Below are 16,450 nucleotides of genomic sequence, written 5' to 3' on the forward strand. Positions count from 1 at the left end.
AACGGACGCTTCCTTCGTACTCACCCTCTCGGGCTTTCCTCCGGGCTTTCGTTCTGCTGTCTTGCGTTTCCGACTCTATCAGACTCTTTCGGGCCTGACCCCCAGTCAGCGGGGTTTGCCTTCCGGGCTGTTGGGCCCTTCCGACTCCCCAAACTCTAGTGGATTTCCCCGGCGATTCATAATCGGCCTTCGGAAATGAATTCGGGCACGCCGAAATCTTTCCCAGTGGGAGATCGTGCTGAGTTGGGTGCCGCAACGAGGCGGCTGATGTGTTGTCACCGAAACCTTCCGGCTCCGTGGCAACTCGAAGAACCTTACGGACCTGTGGAGGCTGTGTCAACCCCGGTGGTCAGCTGGGTGACTGGAGGTCTTCCACCCGGTCGAGCAGGCGCGTGAGCATGTCGCCCAGCACCCCGCGCTCCGCCGTCGAGAGGTCCTGGAGAAGGTCCTCTTCGAAGATCGTGGCCGCGCGCATCGCATCCAGCCACTTGCTGCGGCCCTCGTCCGTGAGCTCCACGATCACGCGGACCCGGTTGGACTCGTCCCGCTCGCGGGTGACCAGGCCCTCCGCCGTCATGCGGTCTATCCGATGGGTCATCGCCGCCGGCGTGAGGCCCAGCTGCTTCGCGAGCTCGCTCGGGCCCATCCGGTAGGGAGCGCCGGAGATGACGAGGGCCTTGAGGACCTCCCACTCCGCATTGCTGATGCCCAGGGCCGCGGTCTGGCGTCCGTACGCGACGTTCATGCGGCGGTTCAGGCGGCTCAGAGCCGAGACGACCTTCTCGACCTGGGGGTCGAGGTCCTGGAACTCGCGCTGGTAGACGGCGATCTGCTCGTCGAGGCTCGGCTCGGGGACGGACGTGGTGCCGTCGGGGGTGTCACCCATGCCTCGAAGTATCGCACGAACGCGTTGGCATCTAACTCCTTCAGTGTGTACTGTTAAGCGTCGAACTTTAGGTATGAAGTCTTCAGTCTTCAGTTATCAAGGCAGGTGAGAAGTGACCAAGGTGATGGGCGCTGCGATGCGGCGGATCCAGGCCGGGAACGCACTGACGGCGTTCGGCATCGGCTTCACGGTTCCGTTCCTCTACATCTATGTGGCGCAGGTGCGAGGTCTGGGCTCCATGGCCGCCACGAGCGCGTTCGTGGCCTTCGCCCTGGGCGCCCTCGTCGCGCTGCCCTTCACCGGCCGGGTCATCGACCGGCGTGGTCCGGTGCCCGTGGTCATGGGGGCGGCCGTCGCCGCCTCGGCCGGCGCGCTCGCGCTCGGGCTCTCCACCGGGATGGTGCCGATCCTGCTGTCCGCGCTGGCGCTGGGCGCCGGTCAGGCCGTGATGCAGCCGGCCCTGGCCACGATGATCGTGTGGTGTTCCACGCCGTCCACCCGGACCCGTGCCTTTGCCCTCCAGTTCTTCATGCAGAACCTGGGTCTGGGCATCGGCGGGCTCCTCGGCGGTCAGATCGTCGACGAGAGCCGGCCCGCGAGCTTCACCCTGCTGTTCGGCATCGAGGCCGTGATGTTCCTGGTGCTGGCGGGTGTCGTCGCCACCGTGCGGCTGCCCCACGTGCCGAGCATCAAGGACGCCGTGCCGAAGGACCCGTCCCAGTCCGGTGGCAGCGGCTGGAAGCGGCTGCTGCGGCACAAGGCCATGGTGCAGCTGTGCGTACTGGGCTTCGTGGTGTTCTTCGCCTGCTACGGGCAGTTCGAGTCGGGTCTGGCCGCCTTCGGTACGGAGGCCGCGGGGATCTCCCCCTCCACGCTCGGTTTCGCCCTCGCCGCCAACACCGGTGCGATCGTCCTCGCGCAGTTCGTCGTGCTGAAGCTGGTCGAGAAGCGCCGCCGCTCGCGGGTGATCGCGCTGGTCGGGCTGATCTGGACCGCGGCGTGGCTGATCGCCGGTTTCTCGGGGCTGGGGCACGGCAGCGCGATGATGGCCGCCGCCGCGTTCATCACCACGTACGCCCTCTTCGGTATCGGCGAGGCCATGCTGTCGCCGACCCTGGCCCCGCTGGTGGCCGATCTGGCGCCCGAGGGCTCGGTGGGTCAGTACAACTCGGCTTTCGCGCTGGTCAAGCAGATGGCGCTGGCGCTGGGTCCGCTCGGGGTGCCGCTCGGTGCTGGCGTTCCGATGCTGTACATCGCGGTCTTCGTGCTCGTGTCGCTCGGGATCGCGGGCCTGGCGCTGCGGCTCGGCAAGGGCCTTTCGCCGATGCAGGACAACCCGGTGCTGGCGAGCAGGGTCGTGGCGCAGGGCGGTCCGGCCGTCGCGGTGAAGGAGCCCGTGCACGCGTAGCCGCGTACGGACACGCGTAAGGCCCCGGTCTTTTGGGACCGGGGCCTTACGCGTGTCCGCCTACTTGTCCGGCAGGGCGAACTCGCACCAGACGGCCTTGCCTCCGCCCGGGGTGCGGCGGGAGCCCCAGGAGGAGGCGATGGTCGCGATGATCGAGATGCCGCGGCCGGTCTCGTCGGCCGGTTCGGCGCGGCGGCGGCGCGGCAGGTGGTCGTCGCCGTCGGTGACCTCGATGATCAGTCGGCGGTCGGTGCGGCGCAGCCGGAGGCGCATGGGCGGGGTGCCGTGCTGGAGGGAGTTCGCGACGAGCTCGCTCGCGGCCAGGACCCCGAGGTCGCACAGCTCGACGGGGAAGCGCCAGGAGGCGAGGACGCCCTGGGCGAAGGCTCGCGCGCGGGGGGCCGCCTCGATGCCGCCGAGGAGTTCCAGGGCGGCGTTGTGGAAGAGCTCGGCGTCCGCGCCGGCACGGGCGGGCTGCTGGATCACCATCACGGCGACGTCGTCGTCGTGGTCGGCGTCCACCCCGAGGGCGCGCATGAGGCGGTCGCAGATGACGGTCGGGGTGCCCTGGGCGCCGGCGAGGGCGCGTTCGAGGGCGGCGACGCCCTCGTCGATGTCCTCGCCGCGGCGCTCGACGAGGCCGTCGGTGTAGAGGACGGCGGTGGAGCCGGGGCCGAGCGCGATGGTGCCGGAGCTGTGCAGCCAGCCGCCGGTGCCGAGCGGCGGGCCGGTGGGGTCGGCGGCGCGGCGTACGGTGCCGTGCTCGTCGCGGACCAGGATCGGGAGGTGGCCGGCGGAGGCGTAGGCGAGCATGCCCTCGTTGGGGTCGTGGACGGCGTACACGCAGGTGGCGATCTGGCTGGCGTCGATCTCGGCGGCGAGTCCGTCGAGGAGCTGGAGCACCTCGTGCGGGGGCAGGTCGAGGCGGGCGTAGGCGCGGACGGCAGTGCGCAGCTGGCCCATGACGGCGGCGGCTCGGACGCCGCGGCCCATGACATCGCCGATGACGAGGGCGGTGCGGCCGGCGCCGAGGGTGATGACGTCGTACCAGTCGCCGCCGACGGCCGCTTCGGTGCCGCCGGGCTGGTAGGTGGCGGCGATGCGCAGGTCGTCGGGCTGTTCCAGCTCCTGCGGGAGGAGGGAGCGCTGGAGGGTGACGGCGGCCTCGCGCTGGCGGCGTTCGCTGGCGCGGAGCCGCTCGGCGGCTTCGGCGTGGTCGGTGACGTCGGCGAGGTGGATCAGGATGCCGTTGTGGTGGGCTTCCGCGTCCTCGGCGGGTGTGGCCGTGGGCTTGGTACCCGTCCCGGTCCCATTCCCGGGCTTGGGGAACTCGACGGGTGTGCAGGTGACGGTGTACGAGCTGCCGCCGCCCGGTGCGGTCCGGTTCTTGGCGGTACGGGGCTTGCCGCTGCGCTGGACCTGGTCGAGGAGGGGGAGGAGGCCGAGTTCGCCGAGCTCGGGGAGGGATTCGTGGGCGGGGGCGCCGGGGGTGCGGTCGCCGAAGCCGGCGGTGTAGGCGTCGTTTACATAGGCGACGCGGTGCTCGGGGCCGTGGACGAGGGCGACCAGGGCGGGCAGCCGGCCGAGGATTTCGCGTACGGAGAGTGCGTCGGGGGAGGGCACGGCGGTGAGGACGCCGGCCGCCCGCTGGGCGGGGGCCGTGCCGGTGCCCGGCCTGGCGCCGCTGCCCGACCCGGACCCTGATCCGGACCCGGAGACCGTGGGGTCGGCGGGGTGGCCGTCGGCGGCGGGCGTGGACCGCTCCGCTCCGGGGTCGGGGCGGCCGCCGCGGGCTGCCGGGACCGCGCCTTCGCCCCGCTTGGCCTGGGCGGCGGCGTGTTCGGTCCGGGCGGCGGCGCGGCGCTGCGTTCCGGGGAACCGGGCGCTCCAGCGCGTGAAGTTCACTGCGTTCAAGCCTCGTGGTGTCGCGAGTGGTCGCTGTGTCGCTCGTGGGCGGTCGCTGACTGGACGATGTCACTCTGTGCAGGTGTGAGCCCACCTATGGTCACACGTCCAGTGTGGCCGACCGCACTGACAACGTCAGCCCTGGCCGTTCTGCGGGGGGTTGGGGGCGAGGGGCGGGGGAAGTGCCTTCGGTCCGCCGCCTGCAGCCAGTTCGAATTCTGCCCTGGGGTGTTCGAGTGAGCCAAGGGAGACGATCTCACGCTTGAAGAGGCCGGAGAGGGTCCATTCGGCGAGTACGCGCATTTTCCGGTTGAAGCTGGGGACGCGGCTGAGGTGGTATGCGCGGTGCATGAACCATGCCGGGTAGCGCTTGAGCTTGTGTCCGTAGACGTGGGCGACGCCCTTGTGGAGGCCGAGTGAGGCGACGGAGCCCGCGTACTTGTGGGCGTACTCGGTCAGGACCTCGCCGCGCAGGGCGGCGAGGAGGTTGTCGGCGAGGACCTTGGCCTGGCGGACGGCGTGCTGGGCGTTGGGGGCGCACTCGCGGCGGGGTCCCTCGGTACCGGGCGGGGCGGTGATGTCGGGGACGGCGGCGGCGTCGCCGGCGGCCCAGGCGTGCTCGACGCCCTCGACGGTGAGGAAGGAGGTGCACAGGAGGCGGCCGCGCTCGTTCTTGGGGAGGTCGGTCGCGGCCAGGAGCGGGTGGGGTTTGACGCCGGCGGTCCAGACGATGGTGCGGGTGGGGAAGCGGGCTCCGTCGCTGAGGACGGCGACGCGGTCCTCGCAGGATTCGAGCCGGGTCTCCAGGCGGACGTCGATGTTGCGGCTGCGCAGTTCGCGGACCGTGTAGACGCCCATCTCCAGGCCGACCTCGGGGAGGATGCGGTCGCTGGCCTCGACGAGGACCCACTTCATGTCCTCGGGCTTGATGTTGTGGTAGTACCGCGCCGCGTAGCGGGCCATGTCCTCCAGCTCGCCGAGGGCCTCGACGCCCGCGAAGCCGCCGCCGACGAAGACGAAGGTGAGGGCGGCGTCGCGGACGGCGGGATCGCGGGTGGAGGAGGCGATGTCCATCTGCTCGATGACGTGGTTGCGCAGGCCGATGGCCTCTTCCACGGTCCTGAAGCCGATGCCGTAGTCGGCGAGGCCGGGCACGGGGAGGGTGCGGGAGACGGAGCCGGGCGCGAGGACGAGTTCGTCGTACTCCACCTCGATGGGGCCGGCGCCCTCGTCGGCGGTGGCGAGTGTGTTGACGGTCGCGGTCCGCTTGGCGTGGTCGATGTGCGTGGCCTGGCCGATGACGATGCGGCACTTGCCGAGGACGCGGCGCAGGGGGACCACGACGTGGCGCGGTGAGATCGCGCCCGCGGCCGCCTCCGGGAGGAAGGGCTGGTACGTCATGTACGGCTCGGGCGTGACCACCGTGACCTCGGCTTCTCCCGCTCTCAGCTTTCGCTGGAGCCGGAGCGCCGTATACATGCCGACGTAGCCGCCGCCGACGATCAGGATGCGCGTGCGGGGCGGGGTACCGGGGGCCGTGCCCCGGGAGTTAGCAGCCTTCACCATCCCATGACGCAACGTGGCCGGGAGTTTGTCCACAGGCCCGACAGATTGTGTGACCGGTGAGGGCCCTGGGGCGGGGCGGGAGAGGGCCTCTGGTGCGGGTGGAAGTTCGCAGGTCAGGGCGGGCGGAGAGGCAGGTTCCGAGGGGATGGAAGGGAAAAGTGGGGGTGAATGCTCCGATCGGGCGGTGGTCCGTCCGGGGCTGCCTCTTCTGAATTGACTCTGGCTCAACTATGTTCGTATCTCGTCGAGGACCGGGCCTGAGACCGTGGCCCCCCTCGGCGTGAAGGCGGGGAGTGTCTCCGGGGGGAGACAAATGATTACCGGGGGATACATATGAACATTTCCGATTTCCATGGTTCTGCGACCGCGCTCTCGGTCGAGAGCACCGGTCGCGCCCTGACCAGCCCGACCACGCACGGTGTGGGGCGCTCCACGCCGCTGCGCGTCGACGCCCAGCGCAACCTTGAGCATGTGCTGCGCGCGGCCCGGGAGGTCTTCGGCGAGCTGGGGTACGGGGCTCCGATGGAGGACGTGGCGCGCCGCGCCCGGGTCGGTGTCGGCACCGTGTACCGGCGGTTCCCGAGCAAGGACGTCCTGGTGCGGCGGATAGCCGAGGAGGAGACGGCCCGGCTGACGGAGCAGGCCAGGACCGCACTGGGTCAGGAGGAGGAGCCGTGGCAGGCGCTGTCGCGCTTCCTGCGCACCTCTGTGGCCTCGGGTGCCGGGCGGCTGCTGCCGCCGCAGGTGCTGCGCGTCGGCTCGACCGCTGAGGAGGCGGCCGAGGAGGCGGAGGAGGCACGGGTTCCGCACCAGCGGCAGGCCGCCGAGGCGGCCGGGGCTCCCGGCCTGCGGGTGGTGGGCGCGGCCGAGGACGAGCCGTCGGACGACGCGGGCGCGGGTGCGCTGCTGGAGGTCGTCGGCCGGCTGGTGCACCGGGCGCGGGAGGCCGGCGAGTTGCGCGCCGATGTGACGGTGGCCGATGTGCTGCTGGTGATAGCGACGGCGGCGCCCGCGCTGCCCGACCCGGCGCAGCAGGCGGCGGCTTCGACCCGGCTGCTCGACATCCTGCTCGAGGGGCTGCGTTCCCGGACGGTGTGAGCCCGGACGGTGTGAGCCCGTCGGTGTAAGCCCGTCGGTGTGATCGCGTCGGTTCGGTGCCGGCCCGTGGTGGGTCGGTACCGGGCCGGTTCGGGTTCGGTGCAGGGTCGGCCGGCCGGTCGGCGCGGGGTCGTGCACGGAACGGCGGGCCGGCGGCGCGCCGGTTCCGGTGAGCCGTGCGCATGGCTGGTGGGCTGTTCGGTGACGTGTCGAAACCTGCCCGGACGGGTGGATGGTGCGCGGAGGGGTCAGGCGCGTGTCCGCCATGTGACACGCTTGAACGGTGTACCGGTTGAGCGTGTCGTGCGGGAGCTTCCGCGATGAGCATTGACGGGCGTGAAGAGTCACCCGGTGGCGCCGGGAGCGAGGCCGAGGTGGGCAGCCTGCCCGCGCAGCAGGTGCCGGCGCAGCGCGAACCGGGCGGGCGGCACGCACGCTCGTCGGGGTTCTCGGTCCCGGCCGGCGGTGCCGGGGGCGATCTGCCGCCTTCCGACGGCGACTTGATCGCCCGGATGCGGGGCGGCGACGACGGTGCGTACGAGGAGCTGTTCCGCCGTCATGCCGACTCGGTACGGCGCTACGCGCGGTCCTGCTGCCGCGACGGGCACACGGCCGACGACCTGACCGCCGAGGTGTTCGCGCGGACCCTGCAGGCGGTACGGGGCGGCGCCGGGCCGGACCAGTCGGTGCGGGCCTATCTGCTGACCACCGTGCGCAGGGTCGCGGCGGCCTGGGCCAAGACGGCCAGGCGTGAGCACCTCGTCGAGGACTTCGCCGTCTTCGCGGAGCAGGCGGCCGCGCGTACGGAGAGCGGTGCCGGGATGTCGGGGCTGTCGGGGGACGACACCCTCGAACTGGGCGCCGACGTACGGGCGATGCGGGTGGCCGAGCAGTCGCTGGCCATGCAGGCCTTCCGGAGCCTGCCCGAGCGGTGGCAGGCAGTGCTGTGGCACACCACGGTCGAGGAGGCATCGCCGAGTGCGATCGCGCCGCTGTTCGGGCTGAGCGCCAACGCGACCGCGGTGCTGGCCAGTCGGGCCCGGGAGGGCCTCAAGCAGGCCTATCTGCAGGCCCATGTGAGTTCGGCGCTGAGTGAGGGCGGCGACTGCGCACGGTACGCGGACCGGCTGGGCGCCTATGCGCGCGGCGGGCTGCGGATGCGGGCGGAGCGGGGGCTTCGGGGGCACCTGGAGGAGTGCGCGAAGTGCCGGCTGGCCGCCGGGGAGCTCAAGGACGTCAACGCGGGCATTCCCGCGCTGCTTCCGGTGGCGGTCATCGGGTGGTTCGCCGCCGGGTACGCGGCCAAGGCCGCCGGGGTGGTGGCCGGTGGGGCCGTCGCCGCAGGCGGGGCCGGTGCCGCGGCGGCCGCCGCGGGCGGGTCGACCGCCGGGGGCGGTTCTGCGGCCGGTGCGGCCGGGGCCGCGGGAGGCGCCGCCGGAGCAGGAGGGGTCGGCGGGTCCGGGTCCGCGGTCGGGGGCGCGCTGGCCTCCGAGGGGCTGGGGGTGCCTGCGAAGGCCGCCATCGCCGCCGGCATCGCGGTGGCCGCGGCCGCCGGGGTGGTGTTCGCGCTGGCCGGGGACGAGCCCGAGCCCCAGGCCCGGGCGAAGCCCGCGCCGAGCGTGGCGGCGCCGGCCGTGCCGAAGGCACCCGCCTCGCCTTCGGCGGAGCCGAGCCCGGCCGAGGCGGAGCCGCCGCCCGCGCGTGCCTCCGTACCGCCGTCGCAGAAGCCGACGCCGTCGGCGGCGGCCTCTGCGTCCCCGGCTGCGCCGGCGCCCTCCGTGTCCCCGTCGCCCTCCCCCAGCCGGGAGAGGCCCGCGCCCACGCCGTCCCCGAGCGCGCCCTCACCGAAGCCGACGACGCCGCCGCCCGTTCCGAAGCCGCCCCAGTCGTTCCAGCTGGCCGCGCTCCCGTATGCGGTCCAGGGCGACCGCAGCGGGCCGGAGTTGCAGACCTGGCGCAGCAGCTGGGTGTGGCAGCGCTGGGGACTGCGGGTCGGTGACCGGCGGTTCGATCAGGGGATCACCGTGAACTCGCGTTCCTCGGTGGAGATCGCCCTCAACCGGCAGTGCACCAGCTTCTCGGCGTGGGCCGGGGTGGACGGCCTGTCGCTGTTCACCGACAGGTCGGTGCGGTTCTCCGTGTATGCCGACGGACAGCGGCTGTGGCAGTCCGGCGCCCTCGGGTACGAGGATCCGCCGGCGGCCGTGCAGGTCTCCCTCACCGGGCACAAGTCGCTGCGGCTGGTGGTGGAGCCGTCCGGACCGGGCAGCCTGCCGACGCTGGCGAGCTGGGCCGACGCGGTGATCAGCTGCCGCTGATCAGTCGGTGGTGAGCGCCTCGGCGACGCCGGCCGGGGTGAGTGCGCGCGCCCGCGTCCTCCCCCCGCCCCCAGCGGCCGGGGCCCAGCAGGGCACGGGTGCGCTCGGGGAGCCCGCCCCGACGGTCGCCTCGGGGGTCGAGCGGGGCCGGCCCGCGCGCCAGGCGGTGGCCGCCGCGAAGGCCCGTACGGCCTCACCCGTACGGCCTCGCCGGGCCGGTCGGCGTCGGCCGGGAACCGGGCCGCGGCCTCGGCCATGCCAGCCATGTCGCCATGCCGGCCAGGACGCGCTCGGCGCACCGGGCGGTGACGGCGGTCTCAGGGCGGGCCCGGTCAAGGCCAGCGCGATGGGCGGGCAGCGCGATCGGGTCGGGTAGCCGCAGCGCGATCGGGTCGGGCAGCGGTTCGACGGGGCGCAGCCGCCGGCTCTTGCCGCAGGACTGAGGGCACCTCCCGGCGGTAGGCGGGGGGAGGCCACCGGTCCTGAACTGTCAGGACAGCGCCGGGCGGTGCACCGGGACCCCCTCGGGCACGGCCCGGCGCCGCGCCGCGGACGTACCCGTCCAGCAGGTGCCGCGCCGGGCGAGCAGGCGGTGCAGCCACAGCTCCATCGAGACGAGTTCGGCGAGCCCGTCCAGCGGGACCGGACGGCCCTCGGCCGCGTCGAGCAGCGCCTGTCGCACGACCCGGGCCTCGATCAGGCCGGCGTCCGCGAGCAGCGGGGCGGCGAAGAGCTCCAGCAGGTCGCCCAGGGCGGCGCGCAGCCCGAGCCCGGTCGCCGTCTCGTTCGCCGTGTGCGCGGTGGCGCCCCAGCCCGGCGGGAGTTCGCGCACCCCGGCCGAGTACAGGACGCTGCGCAGGATCTCCGCGCGGGCGCCGGGCTGCACGCGCAGGGATTCGGGCAGGGCGCGTGCGGCCCGTACGACCTGGTTGTCGAGGAAGGGGGCGTGCAGGCGCTGGCTGCGGACCTCCACGGCCTGTTCGAAGACCCGGTGGTCGGCGGCGTGACGGGCCAGCACGGAGCGGGCCCTGGCCTCCCCCGGCCGCAGCGACAGCGGGGGGCGCCCGGCGGCGGCCGCGAGCCGGATCGAGACCTCCGCCAGCGCCTCCCCCGTGAGCCAGCCCGCCGCCGGACCAGGCCGCGACCAGGTCAGGGCGGCGAGGGAGGCGTCCACCGGACCGGAAGCGCGCTCGGTGACCCCGCCCTCGCGAAGTCTGGCCGCGGCCGCCTCCATGCCCGCGCGGTACGACGTACGGGCCAGTCGGCGGGCCGCCGAGTAGACCGTGATCGGCACCAGCAGGGACTCCCCGGCGGCTCCCGAGGCGGACGCGGACCGGGCCAGCGCCGCCACCGGGCGCAGCAGGTGGCGCCGGCGGCGGTCCATCAACAGGTCGGCCATGCGGGCCGGGTGGGCGTCGAGGACCTGCCGGGCGCCGTGGCCGGTGAAGTGGTCGGCCGCTCCGGCGGCGAGTCTGCGCCGCTCGCGGGCGGCGAAGACCAGGGAGGGGCCGGGTTCGTCGGTGAGCGGGCCGTCCAGTTCGGTGTACGGGAGGGCCTCGGCCGCGGCGGCGACCACGACGTGGTGCAGGCGCGGGTCGGCCGCGATTGCGCGGGCCCGTTCCAGTTCGTCCTCGCGCCCCTGCGGGGTGGCCAGGTCGTTGAAGGTGACCGCCAGCAGCCGCGCCCCGGCGGGGCTGGTGAGGCTGCCCGGCGCCCCTGGCAGACCGGCCGCCAGCAGGGCGAGGGTCGCGGAGGCGCTGCCGCCGGACAGGTCGGCGCCCACCCCGGGGGCCGGCGCGCCGCGGGCCGCACGCCGGTCGGCCGGGCCCATACCGGGCACGGGGCCGGGATCGTACGGTGGCAGCGTCTCGGGAGCATGCCGCGGGGCCGTGAGCCGGGCGCGCACCGCGTCCACCAACGCTTCCCGTACGCCCTCCACCGCGCGGTCGGCGTCGGCCTCGGGCGCGGCCACCGCGAGCGAGGCCACCTGCTCGTAGCCGGTGATCTCCCGGGAGCCCTCGCGCAGGATGAGGGCGTGCCCGGGCGGGATGCGGCGGACCCCCGCGTACGGGGTGCCGTCGCCCAGCGCCTCCGGGCTGTCCGGGCAGGCCAGCAGGGCGGCGAGATGGCCGATGTCGAGCTGCGCCTCGATGAGGTCGGCGAGCGGGAGGGCTGCGGTGGCGTACGCGGTGCCGCTCGCCCAGGGGGTGTAGAAGACGGGCCGGGCGCCCGCGAGGTCGCCGAGGACGGTGATGCGGCGGCCGGCCTGGACCACGGCGGTGTAGCTGCCGGACCACTGGGTGAGGTGGCGCAGCGCGCCGCCGCGGGCTGCGTAGAGGGCCCTGCGCAGTTCGGCGTCGGTCGCACCGCAGCAGCCCAGCACGGCGAGCCGGGTGAACGGGTCGGCGGGGTCGGCGGTGACGGTGCGGATCTCGTCGGGGCGCCAGTCGCCGACCGCCCAGAGCGGGTCGGGATCGCCCCAGAGCAGCTGGGCGCCGACGGGGTGGACGGTGCGTTCCGCGTCCGCTCCCGGGTCGGCCGCATGGGCGGCGTCCGCGATGCCTCCGTGCAGGGGCGCGCCGTCGCCGCCGTAGCCGCCCGGCCCGTACCCGCCAGGTCCGTGTCCCTGGCCGTGGCCAGGTCCGTGGCCGGAGACACGGCCGGCCGTGCCGAAGCTCGCGGCGATACTGCTCCACCCCACCAACCAGCGCACCGCCGCCTCCCCAGCCTGTGGGCACATGACCGGGGCACGGGCAGCACGAACAGCGCTGAGGGCGCGGCCGGCTGGACCCCGGTGGCTCGGGGACCATGCTGCCACGGGACAGGCGTGCGAGAGGGGTTATAGGGGGCGCACACGCTGACGAACACACCCCTGCCGCGCGGTATTTGGCGTTCCGTTCCCACCGCCCCATAGGTCGCTTTCGGCCATTCTTCGGCCGCCTGGAGAGCCGTCGCGCGGTGCCGGCGCCCGGCGCGCGGGCGCGGTCCGGGAGGCGGAATCCGCCCCCCGGACCGTTCCGCCACCCGCGGGGATTGAGGCAGCGGCGTCCCCCGGCCCGCCCGATCCACGCAGCGGGCCGACCCACGCACCGCCCATCGAATCGCCGGGCCCGCGGACCGGCCAGAGCGCACGGGCGGGCGCACGGCCACACGGGCGGAGCACGCCGCGGAACGTGCGCCCCGGCATCGGCCCCGGGGCGGACTGTGCAAACGGACAACAATCCCGCCATACGGAAGTAGGGGCCTTAACGCTTGGGAGGCGGGGAACTACGCTGGGTTTACGAAATGCCGGGCGCCTATGCCCCGGCGGCGTATGCGTTCCGCGTGTGACGAGGGGTGGCGCATGTCCAGGGAGCTCCGCGAGCCCAATGAGAAGCTCGGCGCCGTCCTCGCCCTCGCGGGCATCAGCAACGCCGGGCTGGCCCGGCGTGTCAACGACCTCGGCGCGCAGCGCGGCCTGACGCTGCGGTACGACAAGACGTCGGTGGCCCGGTGGGTGTCGAAGGGCATGGTGCCGCAGGGCGCCGCCCCGCACCTCATCGCCGCCGCCATCGGCGCGAAGCTGGGCCGGCCGGTGCCGCTGCACGAGATCGGCCTGGCGGACGCGGACCCCGCGCCCGAGGTGGGGCTGGCCTTCCCGCGGGACGTGGGTGCCGCCGTACGCTCGGCCACCGACCTCTACCGGCTCGACCTCGCCGGGCGGCGCGGCGGCGGCGGGATCTGGCAGTCGCTCGCGGGCTCGTTCTCCGTGGCGGCGTACGCGACGCCCGCCTCGCGGTGGCTGATATCTCCCGCCGACAGCTCGGTGGCGCGGGAACCGGCGGGCACGGCACACCGCCGGCCCGCGTCCGCGGCCTCCTCGGCTCACGATGCTCCGGCTCAAGGCGCACCGGCGCGCGACCTCCCGTCACAGCAGTCGCCGCCGGCGCCCGGGACGCCGGCGCCCCGGACACTCTCGGACGGGACCCCGGCAGGCCGGACGACCGGGCCGGCGACGGGCCCGATGACAGCACCGGCGGGCCCGGCAGGCCCGCCGTCCACCGTTGTGCCCGCGCAGCACGGAGCCGAAACGCCGCGCGAGCACGTCCAGCGCGTGGGCCACAGCGACGTGACGAAGCTGCGCGAGGCGGCCGAGGACGCCCGCCGCTGGGACTCCAAGTATGGTGGCGGCGACTGGCGTTCGTCGATGGTCCCCGAGTGCCTGCGGGTGGACGCGACGCCGCTGCTGCTCGGCTCGTACACCGACGAGGTGGGCCGCGCCCTGTTCGGCGCCACGGCCGAACTGACCAGGCTGGCCGGGTGGATGGCCTTCGACACCGGCCAGCAGGAGGCGGCCCAGCGCTACTACATCCAGGCACTGCGCCTCGCCCGCGCGGCCGCGGACGTACCGCTCGGCGGCTATGTGCTGGCTTCGATGTCCCTCCAGGCGACCTACCGGGACTTCCCGGACGAGGGCGTGGACCTCGCGCAGGCGGCCGTCGAGCGCAACCGTGGCCTGGCCACGGCGCGCACGATGAGCTTCTTCCGGCTCGTCGAGGCCCGGGCGCACGCGAAGGCGGGCGATTCCGCGGCCGCCGGGGCGGCGCTGCGGGCCGCGGAGGGCTGGCTGGAGCGGTCCCGCGAGGGCGACCCGGATCCGACGTGGCTCGGTTTCTACTCGTACGACCGTTTCGCGGCGGATGCGGCGGAATGCTACCGCGACCTCAAACTCCCCCGGCAGGTGCGGCGCTTCACCGAGCAGGCGCTGTCTCGGCCCACGGAGGAGTACGTACGTTCCCACGGGCTGCGGCTGGTCGTCAGCGCGGTCGCGGAGCTGGAGTCGGGCAATCTGGACGCGGCGTGCGCGGCGGGCACCCGGGCGGTGGAGGTGGCGGGCCGGATCTCCTCTGCCCGCACGACCGAATACGTACGGGACCTGCTGCACCGCCTGGAACCCTACGGGGACGAACCGCGCGTCGCGGAGCTGCGCGAGCGGGCCCGGCCGCTCCTGGTGGCGCCGGCTTAGACCCGCGTGGCCTCGTTGTCGGTGCGGGGGTGCAGTATGCAGGGGTGGGAGGTGTCGGCGTGGGCGGTGGCGTGGACTGCGATGTGCTGGTGATCGGCGGCGGGATCGTCGGCCTGTCGACGGCGCATGCCGTGTCGCGCCTGGCTCCGGGTACGAGGGTCGTCGTCCTGGAGAAGGAGTCGGGCCCGGCCCGGCACCAGACGGGCCGCAACAGCGGTGTGATCCACAGCGGGATCTACTACCGCCCGGGCTCGCTGAAGGCGCGCTTCGCGGTGAGCGGCGCCGCCGAGATGGTGAAATTCTGCGCGGAGCACGGGATCCCGCACGAGGTGACGGGCAAGCTGATCGTCGCCACCGAGCGCGAGGAGCTGCCCCGGCTGCACGCCCTGGTCCAGCGCGGCCGGGAGAACGGCATCCCGGTGCGCGAGCTGGGCCCGGCCCAGATCACCGAGTACGAACCGCAGGTGCAGGGCCTGGCCGCGATCCACGTGGGCAGCACGGGCATCGTGGACTACGGCCGGGTGAGCGCCCAGCTCGCCGAGTCCTCGGGCGCGGAGATCGTCTACGGCGCCGAGGTGGACCTGGTCTCGCGCCGCGCCTCGGCGGTGGCCGTGCGCACCACGTCCGGCCTGGTGTTCCGGGCACGGACGCTGGTGAACTGCGCGGGCCTGCACTGCGACCGAATCGCCCGCCTGGCCGGCGACGACCCGGGCATGCGGATCATCCCCTTCCGCGGCGAGTACTACGACCTGGCTCGTCCGGAACTGGTCCGCGGGCTGGTCTACCCGGTGCCCGACCCGGCCTTCCCCTTCCTGGGGGTGCACCTCACCCGGGGCATCGGCGGCGGCGTCCACGTCGGCCCCAACGCCGTGCCCGCGCTGGCCCGCGAGGGATACGACTGGTCGACCGTGCGCCCGAGGGACCTCGCGGACGAGCTCGCCTGGCCCGGCGCGTGGCGCATGGCCTCCCGGCACTGGCGGTACGGGACGGGCGAGATCCACCGTTCCCTGTCGAAGCAGGCCTTCACCCGGGCGGTGCGGCGCCTGCTGCCGGCCGTCGACGCCGCGGACCTCCGCCCGGCGGCGGCCGGCGTCCGCGCGCAGGCCGTCCTGCGGGACGGCACCCTGGTGGACGACTTCCTGATCCGCGACGCCCCGCGCACGGTCCACGTCCTCAACGCGCCGTCCCCGGCGGCGACGGCCTCCCTCCCGATCGGCCGCGAGATCGCCACCCGCGTCCTGCGCACCCTCGCCTCGGCCTGAGCGGCCCGGCCGCCCCCCCCTGCCGCCGGCACGGCGCCTGGAGCGGAGGAGGCGGGCCACTGCGGCGGGCCACCCGGCGGGCCACCCCGGCGGCACGCCGGGCACAGGCGGGGACCACCGCCCCGTCGTAGAATCAGCGCATTGTGTCTGAGTCCCTGAACCCCACGCCGCCCGCCGTCCCGGACGCGCCCGTCGCCGACTACGCCGCCGGCGCCGCGCCGGAGGCGAACTCGTACGTGCCCCCCAAGTGGCGCACCGAGCCCCGCTTCCCCGACGGCCCCGCCCCGGACCCGGCCGGCTCGCACCACGAGCGGCGGATCCGGAGCTTCCAGCCCCGGCGCAGCCGGGTCACCACCGGCCAGGGCGAGGCCCTCAAGCGGCTCTGGGGCACCTGGGGCCTGGACGTCGACGGCCACTCGGTCATCGACCTCGAAACGCTCTTCGGCGGCCTCCCGGTCGTCCTGGAGATCGGCTTCGGCATGGGCGAGGCCACCGCGCAGATGGCCGCCGCCGACCCGGCGACCGGCATCCTCGCCGTCGACGTGCACACCCCGGGCCAGGGCAACCTCCTCGCCCTCGCCGAGCGGAACGGCCTCGAGAACGTGCGCGTCGCCAACGGCGACGCGATCATCCTGCTCCGTGAGATGCTCCCGCCCGACTCGCTCGCCGGGATCCGCGTGTACTTCCCGGACCCGTGGCCCAAGGCCCGCCACCACAAGCGCCGGCTGATCCAGCCCGAGTTCCTCACCCTGGCCGCCACCCGCCTGGCACCCGGGGCCGTACTGCACTGCGCGACCGACTGGGAGCCGTACGCCGAGCAGATGCTCGAAGTCCTCACGGCCCACCCCGACTTCGAGAACACGCGGCCTGACGGCGGCTTCTCCCCGCGCCCGGACTTCCGCCCGCTGACCCGCTTCGAGGGGCAGGGCCTCGACAAGGGACACGTCGTACACGACTTGCTCTTCCGTCGCACGCAGAACTGAGAACGTCACCGCGCGTGTC

Annotated in this window: 10 protein-coding genes; 6 read left to right on the forward strand and 4 right to left on the reverse strand. The window is 74.0% G+C overall.

Annotation, left to right across the window (positions count from 1 at the left end; genetic code table 11):
- Window positions 1-349 precede the first annotated feature (349 nt).
- Window positions 350-886 (reverse strand): MarR family winged helix-turn-helix transcriptional regulator, encoded by a 537-nt coding sequence (locus tag ACFWFZ_RS18625; protein ID WP_030666248.1) that lies wholly within the window; start codon window positions 884-886, stop codon window positions 350-352.
- Window positions 887-1,010: 124 nt separating this feature from the next.
- Here ACFWFZ_RS18625 and ACFWFZ_RS18630 point away from each other — a divergent pair, with 124 nt between their 5' ends.
- On the forward strand, window positions 1,011-2,294 hold the full coding sequence (locus ACFWFZ_RS18630) for an MFS transporter (protein WP_387123953.1): 1,284 nt from the start codon (window positions 1,011-1,013) through the stop codon (window positions 2,292-2,294).
- A 60-nt stretch (window positions 2,295-2,354) separates the two neighbouring features.
- On the opposite strand, the gene ACFWFZ_RS18635 is transcribed toward ACFWFZ_RS18630, so the two are convergent.
- Both ACFWFZ_RS18635 and ACFWFZ_RS18640 read right to left on the reverse strand, forming a co-directional pair.
- Window positions 2,355-4,199, reverse strand: a complete 1,845-nt coding sequence (locus tag ACFWFZ_RS18635; RefSeq protein WP_387123955.1) for a SpoIIE family protein phosphatase — start codon at window positions 4,197-4,199, stop codon at window positions 2,355-2,357.
- Between the two features lie 135 nt (window positions 4,200-4,334).
- Window positions 4,335-5,765, reverse strand: a complete 1,431-nt coding sequence (locus ACFWFZ_RS18640; protein ID WP_387123616.1) for an NAD(P)/FAD-dependent oxidoreductase — start codon at window positions 5,763-5,765, stop codon at window positions 4,335-4,337.
- A 333-nt stretch (window positions 5,766-6,098) separates the two neighbouring features.
- Here ACFWFZ_RS18640 and ACFWFZ_RS18645 point away from each other — a divergent pair, with 333 nt between their 5' ends.
- Both ACFWFZ_RS18645 and ACFWFZ_RS18650 read left to right on the forward strand, forming a co-directional pair.
- Window positions 6,099-6,863, forward strand: coding sequence for a TetR/AcrR family transcriptional regulator (locus ACFWFZ_RS18645; protein WP_387123618.1), 765 nt, complete (start codon window positions 6,099-6,101; stop codon window positions 6,861-6,863).
- Window positions 6,864-7,183: 320 nt separating this feature from the next.
- Window positions 7,184-9,181 carry a sigma-70 family RNA polymerase sigma factor gene (locus tag ACFWFZ_RS18650; protein ID WP_387123620.1) on the forward strand — a complete coding sequence of 666 codons (1,998 nt, stop codon included), beginning with the start codon at window positions 7,184-7,186 and terminating at the stop codon, window positions 9,179-9,181.
- Between the two features lie 490 nt (window positions 9,182-9,671).
- Here ACFWFZ_RS18650 and ACFWFZ_RS18655 read toward each other — a convergent pair whose 3' ends face one another.
- Window positions 9,672-11,894 (reverse strand): asparagine synthase-related protein, encoded by a 2,223-nt coding sequence (locus ACFWFZ_RS18655; RefSeq protein WP_387123622.1) that lies wholly within the window; start codon window positions 11,892-11,894, stop codon window positions 9,672-9,674.
- Between the two features lie 630 nt (window positions 11,895-12,524).
- Between ACFWFZ_RS18655 and ACFWFZ_RS18660 the strand changes: the two genes are divergently transcribed.
- From ACFWFZ_RS18660 to trmB, 3 genes are all read left to right on the forward strand, one after another.
- Entirely contained in the window at window positions 12,525-14,186 is a 1,662-nt protein-coding gene (locus ACFWFZ_RS18660) for a sporulation protein (RefSeq protein ID WP_387123624.1), read from the forward strand.
- Between the two features lie 29 nt (window positions 14,187-14,215).
- Window positions 14,216-15,448 carry an L-2-hydroxyglutarate oxidase gene (lhgO, locus tag ACFWFZ_RS18665; RefSeq protein ID WP_387123626.1) on the forward strand — a complete coding sequence of 411 codons (1,233 nt, stop codon included), beginning with the start codon at window positions 14,216-14,218 and terminating at the stop codon, window positions 15,446-15,448.
- Between the two features lie 143 nt (window positions 15,449-15,591).
- Complete coding sequence (gene trmB / locus ACFWFZ_RS18670) at window positions 15,592-16,431, forward strand: tRNA (guanosine(46)-N7)-methyltransferase TrmB (protein WP_387123628.1); 840 nt, start codon at window positions 15,592-15,594, stop codon at window positions 16,429-16,431.
- The last annotated feature ends 19 nt before the right edge of the window (window positions 16,432-16,450 follow it).

Origin of the sequence: Streptomyces sp. NPDC060232, assembly GCF_042726555.1 — a bacterium.
Lineage (GTDB): Bacteria > Actinomycetota > Actinomycetes > Streptomycetales > Streptomycetaceae > Streptomyces.